The sequence below is a fragment of the Leisingera sp. SA215 genome (genome assembly GCF_055902035.1).
This window is the reverse complement of record NZ_JBVVXU010000001.1, coordinates 253,837-273,662: the sequence shown is the minus strand read 5'-3', so window position 1 is coordinate 273,662 and position 19,826 is coordinate 253,837. Positions and strand designations below refer to the sequence as shown.

Here is a 19,826-nt window from a genome sequence, read left to right as displayed (position 1 = left end):
GCGGTTTCTTTCTGGCCGGAAATACTCCGGGGTGAATTGGCCGAAGGCCAAAAGGGGCAGCGCCCCTCTCCATCCAAACTGGCGGCGCAGCGCCCCTGCCGCTTACTCCGCCGCCACTTTCCGGGTCTGCAGCATGTCCTTCAGATAGCGCCCGGTGTGGCTGCGCGGCTCATCCGCCACGGCTTCGGGCGTGCCCGCGGCAACAATCTCGCCGCCGCCGTCACCGCCTTCGGGGCCGATGTCGATAATCCAGTCGGACGTTTTAACCACATCCAGATTGTGTTCGATCACCACCACCGAGTTGCCCTGCTCGACCAGCTCATGCAGCACTTCCAGCAGCTTTTTCACATCTTCGAAATGCAGCCCCGTGGTCGGCTCGTCCAGAATATACAACGTCCGCCCGGTCGAGCGTTTCGCCAGCTCCTTGGACAGTTTCACCCGCTGCGCCTCGCCGCCCGACAGCGTGGTCGCCTGCTGGCCCACCTTGATATAGCCCAGGCCCACCCGCATCAGCGCATCCATCTTGTCACGGATCGCGGGCACCGCCTGAAAGAACTCCTGCGCATCCTCCACCGTCATGTCCAGCACATCTGCGATGCTCTTGCCCTTGAACTTGATCTCCAGCGTCTCGCGGTTATAGCGCGCGCCCTTGCAGGTCTCGCAGGTTACATAGACGTCGGGCAGGAAATGCATCTCGATCTTGATGACGCCATCGCCCTGGCAGGCCTCGCAGCGGCCGCCCTTGACGTTGAACGAGAACCGCCCCGGCTTGTACCCCCGCGTCTTCGCCTCCGGCAGCCCCGCGAACCAGTCGCGGATCGGGGTGAAGGCGCCGGTATAGGTCGCCGGATTCGACCGCGGCGTGCGCCCGATCGGGCGCTGGTCGATGTCGATCACCTTGTCCAGATGCTCCAGCCCCTTGATGCTTTCGCAGGGTGCCGGGGTCTGCCGCGCGCCGTTCAGCCGCATCGAGGCGGTCTTGAACAGCGTCTCGATGGTCAGCGTCGACTTGCCGCCGCCGGACACGCCTGTCACGCAGACAAACTTGCCCAGCGGGAACTCCGCCGTTACTTCTTTCAGGTTGTTGCCGGTGGCCTTCACCACCTTGATCTTCTTCTTGTTGCCCTTGCGCCGCTTGGGTGGCACCGCAATCGCGCGGGTGCCTGACAAATACTGCCCGGTGATCGAGCCGGCATCGGCGGCAATCGCCTGCGGCGTGCCGTGGCTGACCACCTCGCCGCCATGCACCCCGGCACCGGGGCCAATGTCGAACACGTAATCCGCCTGCCGGATCATGTCCTCGTCATGCTCCACCACGATCACCGTATTGCCCTGGTCGCGCAGGTTCTTCAGGGTGCCGATCAGCCGGTCGTTGTCGCGCTGGTGCAACCCGATAGAGGGCTCGTCCAGCACATACAATACCCCGGTCAGGCCCGAGCCGATCTGCGACGCCAGCCGGATCCGCTGGCTCTCGCCGCCGGACAGGGTGCCGGAATTGCGGCTCAGGGTCAGATACTCCAGCCCCACGTTGTTCAGAAATCCCAGCCGTTCGCGGATCTCCTTGACGATGGCCCGCGCGATCTCCTGCTTCTGCGGGCTCAGGTGGTTCGGAACATCCTCGATCCAGGCCAGCGCCTCGCGGATCGACAGCTGCACCACCTGGCCGACATGCACGCCCGCGATCTTTACTGCCAGCGCCTCGTCGCGCAGCCGGTAGCCCTCGCAATGGTGGCAGTGCCGGTTGTTCTGGTAGCGCTCGAATTCCTCGCGGATCCAGTTCGAATCCGTCTCGCGGTAGCGCCGCTCCATATTCGGGATCACGCCCTCAAAGGAGCGCTCCACCTGATACACCCGCCCGCCCTCATCATAGCGGAACATGATCTCTTCCTCGCCGGAGCCATAGAGGAACACTTGCTGCACCTTCTCGGGCAGATCTTTCCAGACTGTGTTCTTGTCGAACTGGTAGTGTTTGGCGATGGCCTCGATGGTCTGCAGGAAATAGGGCGATTTGCCCTTGCGCCAGGGCGCCAGCGCGCCGTCATAAACCTTCAGGCTCTGATCCGGCACCACCAGCCGCTCGTCAAAGAACAGCTCCACCCCCAAACCGTCGCATTCCGGGCAGGCCCCGAACGGCGCGTTGAAGGAAAACAGCCGCGGCTCGATCTCCGGGATGGTGAAGCCGCTGACCGGACAGGCAAAGTTTTCGGAAAAAGTAATCCGCTCCGGATCGCCCTCCCGCGGCGCGGTTTCCAGAATCGCGATGCCATCGGCCAGATCCAGCGCCGTGCGCAAGGAATCCGCCAGCCGGGTCTCCATGCCCTCGCGCACCACCAGCCGGTCGACAACAACGTCGATGTCATGGCGGAACTTCTTGTCCAGCACGGGCGGCTCATCGAGCTCATAGAACGCCCCGTCCACCTTCACCCGCTGAAAGCCCTGCTTGCGCAGTTCCAGGAATTCCTTCTTGTACTCGCCCTTGCGGTCGCGGACGATTGGCGCCAGCAGATAGCCGCGGGTGCCCTCCTCCATCTCCATGATCCGGTCGACCATGTCCTGCACCTGCTGCGCCTCAATCGGCTTGCCGGTGGCGGGGGAATAGGGCGTGCCTGCCCGGGCGAACAGCAGCCGCATATAGTCATAGATCTCGGTCACCGTGCCAACGGTGGAGCGCGGGTTCTTCGAGGTGGTCTTCTGCTCAATCGAGATGGCCGGGGACAGACCGCTGATATGGTCCACATCCGGCTTTTCCATCATGTCCAGGAATTGCCGGGCATAGGCGCTGAGAGATTCCACATAGCGGCGCTGGCCTTCGGCATAGATGGTGTCAAACGCCAGTGACGACTTTCCCGAGCCGGAAAGGCCGGTGATCACCACCAGCTCATCACGCGGAATATCGACGTCGATGTTCTTCAGGTTATGCTCGCGCGCGCCGCGCACTTCGATCGATTTCAGCTCAGCCATAATGCCCCCGTACCCGCGCCTGCCAAACCAGCAGCAAACGCCCGCCCTACAGATAGGGAATGCACCGGGAAACGCCAAGCCCTTAAAGAGAACATAGCGCGAACGGGATAAACTTTGCTGACAGCAGCTGGCAGCAGGCGGCACCGGACCCGGATCAAACCGGAAAACCGGCGTTGGCCGGACCGGCTTCCGCAAGGACTCCGGCGCGCCGCTTGCGGCGCCATGCCCAACGGGAGACGGTGCCCGCAACGGGGACCGGTGACCGGCGGGAGCGCCGCCTCATGCCATCGCCCGCCGCCGCGCTGACAGCAGACCATGCACCGCAGCACCGCTCAGGAACAGCACCAGCAGAACAGCCATCATGCCGCCAAAGCCGCCGCCGGACAGGGCCAGCACCATCAGCGGGGTTCCGATTGTGTTGCCCAGATTGCCCATCTGCGCCATCGCGCCGCTGGATTGCGCCCGCGCCGCGGCACTTTCGTTCAGCTGCGGCACCGCGGCAAAAGATCCGCCCTGCACCAGCCCCATGCCCCCCGCCATGGCAATGCAGGCGGCCGGCGTGCCGGGCATGGCCCACAGCCACAGGGCGGCGGCGGCGCAGGCCAGGAACCCCAGCTGCGCCAGCCGCACCGCCGGCAGAAACCGCAGCAGATACACCCCCAGCGTCATCGACACCGCAATGCTGGCCAGCGGCATTGCCCCCAGCACAACGGCGCGGATGTCCGCGGCGATATAAGGCGGGATCACCGTCAGCACCGCCACAAAACAGCAGGTGTAAAACAGCCAGCCCGCGGCCGGCGCCGAAACCCAAGGCGAGCGGTAGACCGGCAGATGCAGCGCCGGCAATTGCCGCAACCGCGGCAGCGGCGCCCTGTGCGGAACCGGCACATCGCGCAAGGCAAAGCCCAGCAGCAGCGCCAGCCCCGCCATGACCGCCGCATGGGCGCCAAACAGCGCCGGCAGCCCCCAGGCACGGGCCAGCGGCACGCCGATCCAGGCCAGCAGGGTAAAGGCCACGGCAAAGAAGGTGCTCCACAGGGTCATGGCCAGCCCCCGCCTCCGGTCCGAACTCAGCTGCGCTATCAGCACCGGCCCGGCCACCACGATGCCCAGATGCGACAGCCCCTCGGCCACGCGGGACGCCAGAAACAGGCCGAACGGCAGATGCAGCGCCTGCAGGGCAGATACCGCGGCCCCCGTCCACAGCGCCCAGACCAGCGTGCGGCGGTAGCCAAAGGCGGCCGCATACAGCCCCGCAACCGCCCCCAGCAAAATACCCAGCGTCCCAACCAGAGACACCGAAAAGCTGAGCGCGTTGCCCGCCTGCGGATACAGCTCGCCCATCCGGCCGAAAATCACCGAGATCTTGCCGTATTGCGCGGCAGCCCCCAGCCCCGCGCCCCAGACCGCCAGGATCAGCCCCCAGCGGGTGCTTCCGGATGCCGTCATGGCAGCTGCCCCTGTTGTTTCCCTTGTGCCGTATCTGGTTACCCCGGACCACGCCCGCAGGCCAGAGCCCGGCGGTCCAAGAAACCGGCCGCCCAAGAAAAAGGCGGCCCGTCACAGGCCGCCTGTCAAACTTCCGCTGCGCGGGCAGCTTACATATGGATCACCCGGTCATAGGCATCCAGCACCGATTCATGCATCATCTCGGACAGCGTCGGATGCGGGAACACGGTGTTCATCAGGTCTTCCTCGGTGGTCTCCAGCTGGCGGCCCACCACATAGCCCTGGATCAGCTCGGTCACCTCGGCGCCCACCATATGGGCGCCCAGCAGCTCGCCGGTCTTGGCGTCAAAGATGGTTTTCACCATGCCCTCGGCCTCTCCCAGCGCAATCGCCTTGCCATTGCCGATAAAGGGGAAGCGGCCGACCTTGATGTCGTAGCCCAGCTCCTTGGCCTTGGCCTCGGTATAGCCGACGCTTGCGACTTGCGGCTGGCAATAGGTGCAGCCGGCAATGCTCTCGGGTTTCACCGGATGCGCGTGTTTGCCCGCGATCAGCTCGGCCACCATCACGCCTTCGTGCGACGCCTTATGCGCCAGCCAGGGCGCGCCGGCGATGTCGCCGATGGCAAAAAGCCCATCAACCCCGGTGCGGCAGTATTCATCCGTCACCACATGGGTGCGGTCAACCTTAACGCCCAGTTCCTCCAGCCCCAGCCCCTCGACATTGCCGACGATGCCCACGGCCGAGATCACGGTGTCGAAGTCGTGCTTCTCGACCTTGCCGCCCACTTCGATATGGGCCGTGACCTTGCCCTTGCCGCGGTCCAGCTGCTTGACCATGGCTTTTTCCATGATCTTCATGCCCTGTTTGACAAAGGCCTTCTTGGCAAAGGCCGAGATCTCCGCGTCTTCCACCGGCAGCACCCGGTCCATCACCTCGACCACTGTGGTGTCGGCGCCCAGCGTGTTGTAAAAGCTGGCAAATTCAATGCCGATCGCACCAGATCCGATGACCAGCAGCTTTTTCGGCATCCGGACGGGCTGCAGCGCGTGTTTGTAGGTCCAGACCAGATCTCCATCCGCCTCCAGCCCCGGCAGTTCGCGCGCCCGCGCGCCGGTAGCCAGCACGATGTGCTTGCCTGCCAGCTCCTGCGTGCCCTTATCGGTTTTCACCGACACCTTGCCCTTGGCCGGGATCGACGCCTCGCCCATGACCACGGCAATCTTGTTTTTCTTCATCAGATGGCCAATGCCCGAAGACAGCTGCTTGGCCACCCCGCGCGAGCGTTTCACCACCGCGTCCAGGTCATAGCCGATGTTCTCGGCCTTCAGGCCGAAATCCTTGGCCCGCTCCATCAGATGGAACACCTCGGAAGAGCGCAGCAGCGCCTTGGTCGGGATACAGCCCCAGTTCAGGCAAATGCCGCCCATGTGTTCGCGTTCGACAATACAGGTCTTCAGCCCCAGCTGTGCTGCACGGATGGCGGCAACATAGCCTCCCGGTCCGGCGCCGATTACGATCACGTCATAGGTTTCTGCGGCCATGGTTGTTCCTCGCCAAACTGGATCAAAAACTAGTTTACCATTAAACTAATTATTTTCGCACTGCAATCATCCTTTGCCGCGGCGAAGCGGCTTTGCAAAAACAGCGCCACGCCGCCGGATCAGGCTATGCCGCAGGCACAGATCCCGCCAGTATATTTTTTTCCTTTTCCGGGAAACCGCAGCGGCCCGGCAGAAGCCGGCGGTGTGCAATAGAAAACGCCGCCCCCTTGCAGGACGCGGCGTTTTCAATCGGATCGGTTCAGGTCTGCCGAGGAGGGCTCAGCCGGCCGCTTGCACCCGCCGCACGGTCTCGCCATAGCCGCCCGCCATCACGTAATCCAGCTCCGGCGCGGTGCTGGCGCGGCGCAGCGCCTCGTTGCGGTAGGGGAAGCGGCCGAACTGGCGGATCACCTCGCGGTGGGCGCGGGCGTGCAGCAGGTTGCTGGTGCCGGTCCTGGGCATCCGCTCCAGCATCAGCCGGATGCAGCGCTCCTGGTCGCAAAGGTTCTCGGAATGCATCAGCGGCAGATAGAAGAACTGCCGTGCCGGCTCGTCGATCTTCTTGTCCCAGTTCTTGTTGATCGCCACCTTGGCCGCCGACAGCGCCGCCCGGTCGCTGGCGAATGCCTTGCCTTCGCCGCGGAACATATTGCGGGGAAACTGGTCCATCAGGAGGATATAGGCCAGGGTGCCGCTGGGGTAGGTCAGCCAGAAGGAGAATCTGCCTTCGCAGGCCTCCTCCCAGGTCTTTTGAAACTTCGTGCGGATCTCCTGATCCAGCGCGTCATCCTGCAGATACCATCCTTTTTCCCCAACCTTGTCGAGCCAGAACGCAAGTATCTCTTCGGGACCAGTCATCGGTCGTAACTCCAAGTTTTTCCTGACCCTAACTTCAGGCCATTTTACATACCCTTTACAAGTAACCTTGGGTCACAAATTGCGACAGGCAAGCCCTCTGTGTGAAATAATCCTCACTATTCCGGCTGGTTAGCGCAATCAATTCTCCTCGGCGGCGGTTTCCTGCTCTTCCAGCTCGGTCTCGATGGCATATTCCTGGGCAAACTCGACCGCCACAGGCGTCGAGCTCGGGTACATCGGCGCAAAGCTCCCGGTCTCGTCAACCGGCGTCGCAGCGCGCTGCGTCATGCGGTAGGCCGCATAGACCGCCATCAGGAACATCAGCGCCGCAATCAGCACGAAAAAGCCAGCCGGGCCGAACACCGCGTCGCTCATCAGCCAGCCGGTGATCATCGGGCCGGCAATGGCGCCCAGCCCGTTGATGAACACCAGCCCGCCTGATGCCGCTGCCATGTCCTCATGCTCGAGGTAGTCGTTGGTATAGGCGATCAGCAGCGAATAAAGCGGGTTGGACAGCCCGCCGATGATAAAGGCGGAAACCAGCAGCATCTTGAAATCGGTGCCGTAGATAAAGCCCACGACAGCGCCGCAGCCGCCCGCGGCAGCCACCATCAGGATCAGCAGCCGCCGGTCCATCCGGTCCGAGATCCAGCCCAGCGGATACTGCAGGATGGTGGCGCCGATATAGAAGGTTGCGATGAACAGCGACAGGTTGCCCAGGCTCAGGCCCGCAGCTGCGCCGTAGACCGAGCTCATCCCGAACTGGGCGGAAAACACGCCGCCCAGAATGAACATGCCGACACAGCCCAACGGCGAAATCCGCATGATCTCGCGCAGGGTCATGGGTTTGGTGGTATCAAACGCCGGGGTCGGCGAAATCGACAGCAGAATCGGCGCAAAGGAGATTGAAACCAGGATCGAGGCGATGATGAACGCCTCGTAACCGGCAGGATCGCCGACCTGAATCAGCCCCTGCGCAGCGATGATGCCGACCATCTGCACGATCATGTAAAGCGACAGCGCCTTGCCGCGGTTGGAGTTGTCGGCGGAATTGTTCAGCCAGCTTTCCGCGGTCACATACACACCGGAAAAGCAAAAGCCGATGATCACCCGGCCCAGGCCCCAGGCAATGGTGCTGGGCAGCACCGGATACAGGATCATAACGGCCGAAATGAATGAGGCCAGCGCCGCAAACACCCGCACATGGCCGACCCGGCGGATCATCTCCGGCGCCAGCCGCGAGCCGCCCAGGAAGCCGACGAAATAGGCCGCCATCACGATCGACATCTCGAAGGTGGAAAACCCTTCCAGCTCGCCGCGCACCCCCAGCATGGTGCCCTGCAGCCCGTTGCCGACCATCAGCAGCATCATACCCAAGAGCAGCGCCCATGCGCTCGACAGCACCTGCAGCATTTCATGCCTCCTTTGAAAGCAAAGCAGCCCTCCACAAGGGACGGGCTGCCATCACATTTGAATGTTATGTCCGGGCGATCAAGGCTCGGTTGGCCGGTTTCGCTGATTCAGGTTTCAATTTCATGACCCGGATTGCACGGTCCGGGGCCATGGCTGCGGCGCTTGTCTACGACTTTTCGCCGCTTTTCTGAGGTGTATCCGCCTTCGCCGGGATCAAAAGCGACGCGTCGCCATAAGAAAAGAACCGGTAGCGGTTGCCGACGGCGTGGTCATAGATCCGGCGGATCTCCTCCTGCCCCATCAGCGCCGACACCAGCATCAAAAGGGTCGATTTCGGCAGGTGGAAATTGGTCATCAGCGCATCCGCCACCTGAAATCCGAACCCCGGATAGATGAAGATATCGGTATCGCCTTCCCAGGGGTGGATCTGGCCGTCCTTCGCCGCACTTTCGATCAGCCGCAGCGCGGTGGTGCCGACCGGGATCACCCGCCCGCCAGCGGCCTTGGTGGCAGCAATTTCCGCCGCCGCCTCATCGCTCACCCTGCCCCATTCGGCGTGCATCCGGTGGGTGGTCACATCCTCGACCTTGACCGGCAGGAAGGTGCCCGCGCCCACATGCAGGGTGACATAGGATACCTCCACCCCGCGCGCCTTCAGCGCCGTCAGCAGCGGTGCATCGAAATGCAGCGACGCGGTCGGGGCCGCCACCGCGCCGCTGTTGCGGGCCCAGACGGTCTGGTAATCGGTCTTGTCCTGCTCATCCGCCGCGCGTTTCGCCGCGATATAGGGCGGCAGCGGCATCGCGCCGGCCTCGGCCAGCGCCGCATCAAACCCGGTGCCGCTCAGATTGAAACGCAGATGCCCCTGGCCTTCGGAAACCGCCTCCAGCGTGGCCCTCAGATCAGCGGAGAACACAATCTCTTCCCCCGGCTTGATCTTTTTCAGCGGTTTCAGCAAAGCGGCCCAGGTGCCATCGGCGCGCGGCTCCAGCAGCGTCGCCTCGATCCTGGCCGCCACAGCGCCTTGCGCGCTGTCCCGGTGGCGCAGCCCGCTCAGCCGCGCCGGGATCACCTTGGTGTCGTTCAGCACCAGCCGGTCGCCGGGGTTCAGCCAGCGCACCAGATCGGTCACCTGCCCGTCATGCAAATCCCCGCCGGCAGCCACCAGCAGCCGCGCTGCGCTGCGCGGATTGGCAGGCCGGGTGGCGATCAGATCGTCGGGCAGGTCAAAGTCGAAATCACTCAGTTTCATGTCGCGCGCTATAGGCTGTGCTGCAGGGGAAATCTACGGTGTTTTTTGCCGTTTGTCAGGGTCACTTGTCGGCGCCCCGCGGTGTCTGGATCTGCTTGCGCTCTTCTTGCGCGGCGTCTTCTTCAGCCGTGAAGGCGCGCTGCTGGCCTGGCACCTTCGGTGCCGGCCCGCGGAAAATCTCGCGCAGGAACCCTGGCGCCAGCCCCGCCAGCGGGTTGACCGCGACCGCAGGATCATCCGCCGTGCCGCGCAGGGTGAAGGTGAAACCGATCAGCCCCTCGCCGTCGCGGGGCGACAGCACCCGCCCGATGGCGTTCAGCAGATACACCGGAGATATCACCCCGCGCATGTTCAGACGGCGGCTGTTCAGATCATAATTGCCATCCAGCGACAGCCCCATCGACGGGCCCACCGCGCTGCTTTGATGCAGGATCAGATGCGAGGCGCCCAGCCGGAACCGCCCTTGCATGCTGGTGAACAGGATGCCCTGGCCGGTCATCTCATCCAGCAGCCCGACCAGGCTGATCGCATTCAGGATCGCCGCCATCGACGGCGCGTTCTGCACCCGGATATTGCGCACATTGACAGTGCCGTCATATTCGCCCGGCTTGCCGGCCGGGATCAGCGTCATGTCAAAACTGCCGCTGCGGCCATGCTCGAACATCCCGGCCGAGCGGAACACCCCGCCCGCGTCATTGGCCCGGATCCGGGCCGCCGTGCCGCCGTTCTGCGGCACCACAGTGCCCGCCACCGGGGTCTGGCCGTTCAGCCGGGCGGTGAATTCGCCGTTCATGCCGCCTTGTGTTGAAAACCGGCCCTGGAAATTCTGCAGCCCGATACCGTCTGTCACCTGCAGGTTCTGCAGCCGCAGGGTGATCGGGCCCGAAGCGCCGCTGCCGCCGTTGCTGCCGCCGCTGGCTGAGGTTGCCGAAAACGGCGAACGGTTCAGATCCAGCCGGCCGCCGGTCACCTCGATCGCGGGCGGCGCGGCACCGCGTCCCCGGAACGTCACAGACCCGCGGAACCAGTCTCCCGCCCGGGCTGAGGAGAACACCGCCTGATCCAGCCCGCCGCCTTCGCGCGTGGCCACCTGGCCGGTGGCGGCCAGCCCCGGCGCCTGCAACTGCAGCTGCTCTACCGTGGCGGTCCCGCCCAGCAGCGCCGTCACCGACAGCTCGCCCTTTGCCGCCTCGCCCTTGCGCCAGCTGATCTGCGGGATCCGCAGGCCAAGCCCGGCCAGATCCGACTGCAGCTCCAGCCGCGGCGGCGCCCCCGGGGACAGATCCACCGAATACCGTCCCTGCCCCGTGCCAAAGACCGCCCCGGGCGGCAGGCCAAGGTTGAACGCCTCCACTGCCTGCGCCGACAGTTCGATGGTACCCTCCACCTGGCTGTCCGGCGGCGCGTCCTTGCCGATCCGCTGCTGCCAGGCGGCCGTCAGCGGCACCCCCGACAGGCTGCCCTTGCCGCTGATCCGGACCTGGCTCTGATTGCCCGTCACCTCCAGCTCCGCTGCAGCCGCCACATGGCCGGGAACCAGCGCGCGGCTCTCCACCGCGCGGATCCTGCCCTGATAGTGATACAGGATCTCGTCCACCGGCACCCGTTTTTGCAGCGGCAGCGCCAGCGTGCCCGTCGCCTCCACCTGCCCCTCGGCCAGATCCACCGGCAGGCTGGCCTTGTCCATCACCCGCAGCGGTTCCCGGTTCAGCAGCGACAGCGCCGCCGTCGCCGAGCCGCGCGCCATGATCCGGGCAATGCCGGGGGTGCCGTCCTTGGCCGACACATCCGGAATGATGAACGAGGTTCCGGCAACCTCCACCGCGCCGCCCTGGTCTGCCGTCACCGTGCCGCCAGAGGCCGTCACCACAAAGCGCTCCCCGTACAGGCTCAGCTGCCCCGCGGCCCTGCGCACCGGCGGCATGAACTTCTGAAACACCACCTCGGCGCCGTCAAAGGCCAGGTCCAGGCTGACAAAGGGCTTGCCGCTGCCGCGCCCGCGCATGTGGAACCCGGCATTGCGCACCGCTCCGTCCCGCAGGTTTTCCCGCACCCAAAGACGCGGATTCGGCGCCAGCGGTTCCGGCCACAGCTCCTTGACCCGCTGAACGGAAACCTGATCGACGCTGCCGTTCAGATCATAGTCCCAGCCCTCGGGGCCAACGCCGATATCGCCGTCGAAATGAATGCGGCTGTCCCCGTCGCGCACCAGCATCTCGCCCAGCCGCAGCCGGAACGGGTTGAGGCTCAGATCAAAATCCGCATCAACGCCGGGAAATTTGACGGGCGTTTCAAACAGCCGGCGCGGGTTCAGTTCCAGATCGGAAAACCGCAGCTGCCCCACCAGCCCGGTCAGCTGCCCGTTTTGCACCCCGGCCAGGCGCGCCTGCCCCTGCATCACCCCGGAGCCCCAGCCGCTCTGCACGCTCAGCTCCGAGAACTTCAGCAGCTGCTGCGCCGGGTAATAGGTGAAATAGCTGCGCGCGCCGGTGATCGGCACCGGCCGGGTCTGGGCGGCCGGCTGGATCGCGCCTTCGCCGATGCGCAGGCTGGCCTGCACCGGAGCAATCCCGCCGTCGCTGAACACCTCGCCGCGCAGCGACCCCGAAATCGGCGCCCGCAGCACCCCCAGCCAGCCAAGCGCCGGGCTTTGCAGGGCGATATCCTCGCTGGCGATGTCCGACACCAGTACCCCGAACTCCGCGCCCGGGCTACCGATCTCCGAGGTGTAATTCGCCTCCACCGTGCCGACATCGCCGCGCCCGCTCAGGACCGAAAACACCGCCGACAGGGACACCGTGCTGCCGGCGCGTTTCAATCCGATCCGGCCGCCGTCCAGTGTCCAGCCGCGGCCCAGCCGGTCGTCGGTGTAGGACAGCGTCAGGGCGCTGGTCTCGATGCCGGCAAGGGCGGCCAGCACCGGCTTTTGCAGCTGGCTCTCCCATTGCGCGATCAGCTCCGCCAGGGTGTCCGCCTGCCGCGACGGCAACCCGCCGCTGGCAAAACTGATCGCAAAAGAACCGTCCTTGTTGCGCCGCAGGGCCGCGAACAACCCGCTGAGCGAAATCCGCTTGGGTTGCAGCTTGCCGCGCAGCAGCGGCCGCATCGCCAGGCTGGCCTGGGCGTCGGCGAGCTGCGCAAACAGGCTGCCATCCGGGTGCCGCAGCACCACATCTTTCAGGCTCAGCCGCGGCCGCAAACCCTCGTTCACCACCACATGAATGGCGCCGAATTCGATCTGCAGCCCGTTCAGATGCCGCTCGATCCGGGTTTCCACCCGGCTCCGCACCCACTCCGGCGCATCCAGCCGGGTGCCGATCCCGAAATAGACCGCAGCGGCGGCCAGAAAACTCAGCAGCGCCAGCATCCAGATGCAACCGCGCAGCAGCCGCCAGCGGCGGCGCACAGGCCGCGCAGCAGCCGCCTGCCCCGGTTCTGCCCCCGGTTCCACACCTGGTTCCACGCCCGGCTCCGGCCCGCGCGCAGCCAGCACGTCAGGACCCGCCCCGGGCCCCGGCACCGGCACCGCCTTGGCGGCAGCGCTGTTATTGTCGCCGGCAGGTTTGATCTCAGCTTTCCCTTTGCTGCTCATGGGTTATGTTTGCCGCGCAGTGATTTGCGCAAATGACCGGAGACAGGCCAATGCTCGACGTATCAGATCCCGCCCCTTCCTTTACCCTGCCCCGCGGTGGCGGCGGTGAGGTCGCATTGACCAGCCTCCAGGGTGCGCCTGTGGTGCTGTTTTTCTATCCCCGCGATAATACCCCCGGCTGCACCAAAGAATCCATCGGCTTTTCCGAGGCATTGCAGGCCTTTGCCGATGCAGGCGCTCACGTTTTCGGGATTTCCAAGGACAGCCTGAAGAAGCATGAGAATTTCACCGCCAAACATGGCCTGACAACGCCGCTCCTGTCCGATTCCGGCAGCACTGTCTGCGAGGACTACGGCGTCTGGAAGGAGAAGACCATGTATGGCAAAAAACACTGGGGCATTGAACGCTCCACTTTTCTGATCGGTGCCGATGGCCGCATCGCCCGCATCTGGCGCAAGGTCAAGGTCGACGGTCACGTCGCCGAGGTGCTGGAGGCCGTCCGGGCGCTCTGATCCGGCACTCCCGCCCGCTCTGGCAGCTCTTTGGCAAGAGCTGCCGCCCCGGTTGGGCCCGGCGCCGCCCTGCCGGGGCGGCGCGCAGCGCGCGGATCGCGCGCTGCCATGCCCAACGCCGCCAGGGGGATCAGCCCGCTGATCCGACGCGGCGGCGGGAGCGCGCCTGCATTGCGCGCTGGACTCCGGCGGCAAAATCAGGTGAACCCGGCAGACCCCGCTGAGAGAGGAGACCCGCATGACCGATCAGCCCCTGTCGCTTGCCGAACGCGCCGCCGAAGTTCTGACCACCGCGGACGGCCGGGAAAAGACTGCGCTGTCGCGCCGCCATGCGGCCGAATGGGCCGCCTGGCGCGCCGGCACCGCGCCGGAAATCCCTGTCGGCACCGCATCGCCGCCCCTGCACCCGGCCCGCCCGGACCGGCCGGCGCTGCTGCATCCGCGCGATGTGCCCAAACGCAAACCCGGCTCCGAGGCCGGGCGGATTGCCCTGCTGCATGCCGTCGCCCATATCGAGCTCAACGCCGTGGACCTGCACTGGGACCTCATCGCGCGGTTTTCACATGTGCCGATGCCGATGGGGTTCTTTGACGACTGGGTCCAGGCTGCGGATGAAGAATCCAAGCATTTCAACCTGATGTGCGACTGTCTTGAAGCCCTTGGCAGCCACTACGGCGCCCTGCCTGCCCATGCCGGCATGTGGCGCGCAGCCGAGGACACAGCAGGCGACCTGATGGGCCGCCTGGCCGTGGTGCCAATGGTGCTGGAGGCGCGCGGACTGGACGTCACCCCCGGCATGATCGGGGTGTTCCGCAAGGCCGGCATCACCCAGGCCGTGCAGGCTCTGGAGGTGATCTATGCCGAGGAGGTCAGCCATGTCGCCTATGGTTCCAAATGGTTCAACTTCCTCTGCGGCCGGGACAACCTGGATCCCAAGGAGGTGTTCCACGCATTGGTGCGCAAGTATTTCCATGGCCCTCTCAAACCGCCGTTCAACGAGGAAAAACGCGCCGATGCCGGCCTGCCGCCGGATTTCTACTGGCCGCTCGCCGATCAGGTGAAACCGCTGCCAGGCTGGTAGACCGCTGCCCGCCCTTGGCAGCCGGAGCGCAGGGCAGCCTTTACCTGAGCGCCGCCGAAGCCTAGACTGGAAAGTCCCGGACCCCCGGATGGACCCATGTTCGAGAACGACTTTCCACTGCTGAGCACCGCCAGCCTGGTTGCGCTGATCCTGCACAAGGCCGCCGCCGGGCCGGTCTCCCTCGACAGTTGCGATGCCGCCCTCGCCGCCCTGTTTCAGCAAGCTGATGAGAAACCGGGCCTGCCGCCGGCAGAGCTGCGCGACCGGCTGGCCGGCCATCTGTCGGACCTGGAGACCGCCCGCATTCTTGAACCGGCGCAGAACGGCAGCTGGCAGCTGACCCGCCGCGGCAGGCAGGCGCTGCGGCAGCACCCCGAAGGCCTCGACCAGACCGACCTTGCCAGATATCCGGAATTCGCCGCCCACCTGCGCGACACCGCCCACCACGCCTGCGGCATGGACCCGCGGCAGGACCGGTTTGACGAGGGCTTTCAGGCCTGCATGAACGGCCAGCCCTTCACCGCCAACCCCTATGCCTTTGATAACGCCGATCATCAGGCCTGGGAAAGCGGCTGGACCGAAGCGCAGGAGGACCGCCAGGGCTGACCGCCGCGCGCGCCCGGCCTGCTGCGGCCCGTCTCCATTTCGGCAAATTTCCGCCTATCTTTCCCCCGGACCGGCGCGTTCGGGGCCTGTTGGGTCAACAGGCTTGCCCAACCGGTCCGCCCTGTCTATTCACTTCGCCCAAGGTCCCGGCACGCCCTGCGGCGCCGGGGCGGGACCGGGACAGGACTGGACAGGGAACGGACATTGCGCACACGGCTTGCGATCAGAATTCACAGTTTTCTTGAACGCCGCTTCCCCGAGCGGCGGGTGTTCCTGAAATCCGACAGCGACACCCGCTTCATCCGGCTGCGGTCCGAAACCCAGCTGGTTGCCGTGACCGGCATCACCCTGTTTGTCGCCTGGACCATCGTTGCCACGGCCATCGTTCTGATGGACACCATCGGCGCCGGCAACTTCCGTGAACTGGCCAAGCGCGATCAGCAGACCTACCGCGAGCGGCTCAACGCGATCTCTGCCGAACGCGACAACCGCGCCGAAGAGGCGCTGGCGGCGCAGGAGCGCTTTAATGCCGCGCTGACCCAAATTTCGATGATGCAGTCGGAACTGCTGGCCTCGGAAACCCGCCGCCGCGAGCTGGAAACCGGCATCGAGGTGATCCAGTCCACCCTGCGCGACACCATGCGCGAGCGCGATACCGCCCGGAACTCCCTGGCCCAGCTCAAGGCGGACACCCGGGACGAAAACACGGCCCATGCGGCGATGGCCAGCGCCTCGGCGCAGATGGACCTGCTGGCCGGGGTGCTGTCGGACACCGCGGCGGAACGCGACCAGATCATGGCCGATGCCCGCGACGCCATCGGCCAGCGCGACGAACTGGAACTGGAACTGCAGCTGATGGACGAGCGCAACAGCCAGATCTTCCGCCAGCTGGAGGAGGCCGTCACCGTCTCCGTCACCCCGCTCGACAAGATGTTCCGCAACGCCGGCATGCCGCCCGAGCGGATCCTGGAACAGGTGCGCCGCGGCTACAACGGCCAGGGCGGGCCGCTGACCCCTTTGGCGATGTCGACCCGCGGTGAGGCCCCCACAGCCGAGGCACTGCGGGCCAACAGCATCCTGGCCAAACTGGACCAGCTGAACCTCTACCGCCTGGCCGCCCAGCAGGCGCCGTTTGCGACGCCGGTGAACCTGGGCCAGGTGCGGCAGTCCTCGGGCTTCGGCTACCGCCGCGATCCCAAGACCGGCGGCCGCCGCCTGCACAAGGGGTCGGATTTCGCCGGTCGCACCGGCACCGACATCTTTGCCACTGCCGATGGCGTGGTCACCCATGCGGGCTGGCAATCCGGTTATGGCCGGCTGGTCACCATCCGCCATGCCTTTGGCATCGAAACGAAATATGCCCATAACTCGAAACTCCGCGTGAAGGTCGGCCAAAGGGTCTCGCGCGGGGATCACATTGCTGATATGGGTAACACCGGACGGTCCACCGGGACCCACCTCCATTACGAGGTCAGGGTCAACGGGCAACCAGTAAACCCCATGATCTACATCAAGGCTGCGAGAAATGTTTTCTAAGAGCAAAATCAACGAGCCCGGGCCGAAGCAGGCCGAAGCAACCCCGGCACCTTCTGCTGCGCCGGCGGCTCCGGTCAGCGACTACAAGGCCAGCGCGCCCAAGGCCAAGCCCGCCGCATCGCTGCTGAGCTCGGACCTGCACATCACCGGCAACGTCAAAACCACCGGCGACATCCAGGTCGAAGGCACCGTCGAAGGCGACATCCGCGCGCATCTTCTGACGGTTGGCGAAACCGCCACCATCAAGGGGGAAGTCACCGCCGATGACGTCGTCATCAACGGCCGCATCGTTGGCCGCGTGCGCGGTCTCAAGGTGCGCCTGACCGCCACCGCCCGCGTCGAAGGCGACATCATTCACAAGACCATCGCGATTGAAAGCGGCGCCCATTTCGAAGGCTCCGTGCAGCGCCAGGACGACCCGCTGAACCCGGGCGGCCGCAAATCCGCCCCTGCCGCGGCCCCTGCCGCCGCCGCCCCCTCCGCCGCCGTGCAGGCCGCAACCGCCGCGCATAAAGCCGAGGGCTGAGCCGCCTTCCCTGCCGGATCCGGCAGCAAACATCCAAAGCCGCGGGCCGACGCCTGCGGCTTTTTCCGTTTCCGGGAGCGGTGTTGCCATGGCTCCCTCCCGCTCAGGTGTCCTGTATTCCTTACCTTGCAGCCAGAAGTTGCCGCCGGTAAGAAATGCCTGACCTTCCGGCTGCCACAGCAGCCCGCAGCACAAAACTCAGGACATTTTTCATATGGCAACAGTTATCCTCAATGATCCGAGCGGAAGATGGTCGCTCAATGACCTGAATTCGCGGGATTTTGCCAACGCAAGCATCACAACGCAAACTTCGAACCTGATTGTCTTTACCGGCACAAACGGCGCTGGTTTCAGCTTGACCGGCGATTTTTCCGCCGCCTCGCCCTACGCCTGGACGCTAAAGTCGCTCAGCATCACATCCAACGGCGCGCAGGTTCTTTCGTTCTCCGGCTTTTCGATGAACTTCTACACTTTTGCGTCAACCAGCGGCGCCCGTCTGGAAGCGTCGCTTCTCTCCGGCAGCGATACAATCACCTCCAACATGGCCGAGGGCCAGCGCTGGTTGACGCATGGTGGCAACGATACGGTCAAACTCGGAACCGGCGATGATACACTCTATGGCGGCAGCGGCACCGACCGCCTGATTATTGCGGACACCTTCGGCAATGCGTCGCTGTCCTCCGGCTACAGCACGGTCACCATCAGCTCGGGCGATGGCCGCGACATTGTCTCGTCGATCGAACAGCTTGAATTTTCCAACCGGACCTTTGCCTTGACTGCCGGCAGCTACAGCGGCAATTCCCTGACCGGAGACCATTCTGCCGGGCTGTCCAGCGACCTGATTTTGGGCGGTGCCGGCAATGACAGCTTGTCCGGGCTGTCCGGCGGCGATCTGTTGCTTGGCGAAGATGGCAGTGACCGCCTGCTCGGCGGGGCCGGCCGCGACACCCTCAACGGCGGCGATGGCGATGACGCCCTCCTGGGCGACAGCGGGCGGGACCAGCTGATCGGCGGCAACGGCAATGACCTTTTGAATGGCGGCAGACACGGCGACAGGCTGCTGGGCGAAGGCGGTAATGACACGCTGAAGGGCGGCGGCGGCAAGGACGTCCTTATCGGCAATTCGGGCAACGACCTGCTGGCCGGCGGCAGCAGCGGCGATACCCTGCGGGGCGAGTCCGGCCGCGACACGCTGCTGGGCCACAAGGGCGACGACATGCTCACGGGCGGCAAACATGCGGATGTCTTCGTCTTCCACAAGGGCCACGGTAATGACACCATCAGTGACTTCACCGCCGGAGAAGACCACATCGCCATCGGCCGCGGTGCCAACCGCCTGAGCCGGCTGGAGTTCGACAGCCAGGGCGATGACGTCCTGGTCACCTTTGCCAATGTCACCATTCTGGTGGAAGACATCACCGTGGCGCAGCTGCAGGACGCGGACAACTTCCTGTTCTGACCTGCGCAATCTATGACCAGTTCAAGGTGCGCCCCGCCGGCGCGCCGTTGTTATTTCAGCATCCACTGCCCGTCCGGCCAGAACGCGTGAAAGGCAAAGGCGAACATCACGTCATGCGCCACATCGCGCCCGGCACCGTCCCGCACCCGCACCGAACCGATATCCCGGCCCTTGGCCAGCGCGCCCGCATCCAGCGCCGACGCCTGCCCGGCCCGCCAGCTCAGCACCACATCAGCCTCGCGGATCTCGCCTGCTTCTGCCAGCCGCGCCAGCGGCCAGGCCCGGCTGCCGACCCGCACCACCCGGTCCAACGGCGCCAGCCCGTGCGGCGGCGGGGTGCCATCATACAGGAACGGCCAGTCCGACGTGTCGTACCCCCGGTAGGGGTTCTGCCCGTAACGCCGGTTATAGGCCGGCTGCGCCATCACCAGCCCATCCGGGTTGCGCGCCTTGAACTCTTGCCAGCTTTCGACCCAGCTGGGCAGGCTGGCCAGCTGCTGTCCGCTCATCTCGCCGGCAATGCCGGCGCCGATCGCCTGCTGCCACCAGCTTTGGGTTTCGCGGTCATACATCACCATATCGGAATAGCGCAGCTTGCCGGTAACCCCGAAGCTCAGCACCCCGGCCCGGGTGCGCCGGTCAAAGGTCATCGCGGAATTGCACAAGGGGCAATAGGTCACCGCCACCGGCACCCCGGCCACCTCGTCATTCACGATTTCATGCCAGGTCAGATAGCGCAGCGGATAGGCCCGCGCCCGGGCACCGCCGATCTCCAGCGCGATCACCGGCTCCCGCGGCTGCAGCCGCCGGTCCTTAGCCGCCGCTGTGAACTGCGGCGCATCCAGCGCCGGAATGCCGTCCTTGGGCACCCCGCCGGAACGGATCTGGCCCCAATCCGCGATCTTTGTCCGGTTGAAATCGGTTTCCGGCCATTCCCGCTGCCACCGCGCGGGGTCCGCCTGCACCATCCAGGGCAGCAAAACAGCCGCACTCAACAAAAAACGTCTCAACATAACAAACTCCCCGCCGGGCCCCAG

14 protein-coding genes are annotated in these 19,826 nt (G+C 65.1%); 6 read left to right on the top strand and 8 right to left on the bottom strand.

Annotated elements, in window-relative coordinates; all coding sequences use genetic code 11:
* Window positions 1-102: 102 nt before the first annotated feature.
* From uvrA to AC0KW6_RS01260, 7 genes are all read right to left on the bottom strand, one after another.
* The gene (gene uvrA, locus AC0KW6_RS01290; RefSeq protein WP_474033878.1) at window positions 103-2,961 is read right to left on the bottom strand and encodes an excinuclease ABC subunit UvrA; all 2,859 of its coding nucleotides are present in this window, start codon (window positions 2,959-2,961) and stop codon (window positions 103-105) included.
* A 279-nt stretch (window positions 2,962-3,240) separates the two neighbouring features.
* Window positions 3,241-4,410 carry an MFS transporter gene (locus AC0KW6_RS01285; RefSeq protein WP_474033877.1) on the bottom strand — a complete coding sequence of 390 codons (1,170 nt, stop codon included), beginning with the start codon at window positions 4,408-4,410 and terminating at the stop codon, window positions 3,241-3,243.
* A 149-nt stretch (window positions 4,411-4,559) separates the two neighbouring features.
* Complete coding sequence (gene lpdA, locus AC0KW6_RS01280) at window positions 4,560-5,954, bottom strand: dihydrolipoyl dehydrogenase (RefSeq protein ID WP_323780671.1); 1,395 nt, start codon at window positions 5,952-5,954, stop codon at window positions 4,560-4,562.
* Between the two features lie 279 nt (window positions 5,955-6,233).
* Window positions 6,234-6,812: a DUF924 family protein gene (locus tag AC0KW6_RS01275; RefSeq protein WP_474033876.1), complete on the bottom strand. Its 579-nt coding sequence runs from the start codon at window positions 6,810-6,812 to the stop codon at window positions 6,234-6,236.
* A gap of 138 nt (window positions 6,813-6,950) precedes the next feature.
* On the bottom strand, window positions 6,951-8,225 hold the full coding sequence (locus AC0KW6_RS01270; RefSeq protein WP_323780665.1) for an MFS transporter: 1,275 nt from the start codon (window positions 8,223-8,225) through the stop codon (window positions 6,951-6,953).
* Window positions 8,226-8,391: 166 nt separating this feature from the next.
* Window positions 8,392-9,477, bottom strand: coding sequence for a tRNA preQ1(34) S-adenosylmethionine ribosyltransferase-isomerase QueA (gene queA / locus AC0KW6_RS01265; RefSeq protein ID WP_474033875.1), 1,086 nt, complete (start codon window positions 9,475-9,477; stop codon window positions 8,392-8,394).
* A 61-nt stretch (window positions 9,478-9,538) separates the two neighbouring features.
* Window positions 9,539-13,069, bottom strand: a complete 3,531-nt coding sequence (locus AC0KW6_RS01260; protein ID WP_474033874.1) for a YhdP family protein — start codon at window positions 13,067-13,069, stop codon at window positions 9,539-9,541.
* A gap of 50 nt (window positions 13,070-13,119) precedes the next feature.
* Here AC0KW6_RS01260 and AC0KW6_RS01255 point away from each other — a divergent pair, with 50 nt between their 5' ends.
* From AC0KW6_RS01255 to AC0KW6_RS01230, 6 genes are all read left to right on the top strand, one after another.
* Window positions 13,120-13,581 (top strand): peroxiredoxin, encoded by a 462-nt coding sequence (locus AC0KW6_RS01255; RefSeq protein WP_474033873.1) that lies wholly within the window; start codon window positions 13,120-13,122, stop codon window positions 13,579-13,581.
* 238 nt (window positions 13,582-13,819) lie between these two features.
* A complete protein-coding gene (locus tag AC0KW6_RS01250; RefSeq protein WP_474033872.1) occupies window positions 13,820-14,662 on the top strand; it encodes a ferritin-like domain-containing protein in 843 nt (280 codons plus the stop codon).
* Between the two features lie 96 nt (window positions 14,663-14,758).
* Window positions 14,759-15,268, top strand: a complete 510-nt coding sequence (locus AC0KW6_RS01245) for a ribosome modulation factor (RefSeq protein ID WP_323782276.1) — start codon at window positions 14,759-14,761, stop codon at window positions 15,266-15,268.
* 204 nt (window positions 15,269-15,472) lie between these two features.
* A complete protein-coding gene (locus tag AC0KW6_RS01240) occupies window positions 15,473-16,804 on the top strand; it encodes a M23 family metallopeptidase (protein WP_323782273.1) in 1,332 nt (443 codons plus the stop codon).
* Window positions 16,794-17,330 (top strand): bactofilin family protein, encoded by a 537-nt coding sequence (locus AC0KW6_RS01235; protein WP_323782270.1) that lies wholly within the window; start codon window positions 16,794-16,796, stop codon window positions 17,328-17,330. Before AC0KW6_RS01240 ends, AC0KW6_RS01235 begins: the two co-directional genes overlap by 11 nt.
* A gap of 214 nt (window positions 17,331-17,544) precedes the next feature.
* Window positions 17,545-18,789, top strand: a complete 1,245-nt coding sequence (locus AC0KW6_RS01230) for a calcium-binding protein (RefSeq protein ID WP_474033871.1) — start codon at window positions 17,545-17,547, stop codon at window positions 18,787-18,789.
* Between the two features lie 50 nt (window positions 18,790-18,839).
* On the opposite strand, the gene AC0KW6_RS01225 is transcribed toward AC0KW6_RS01230, so the two are convergent.
* Entirely contained in the window at window positions 18,840-19,802 is a 963-nt protein-coding gene (locus AC0KW6_RS01225; RefSeq protein ID WP_474033870.1) for a DUF3179 domain-containing protein, read from the bottom strand.
* Between the last annotated feature and the right edge of the window lie 24 nt (window positions 19,803-19,826).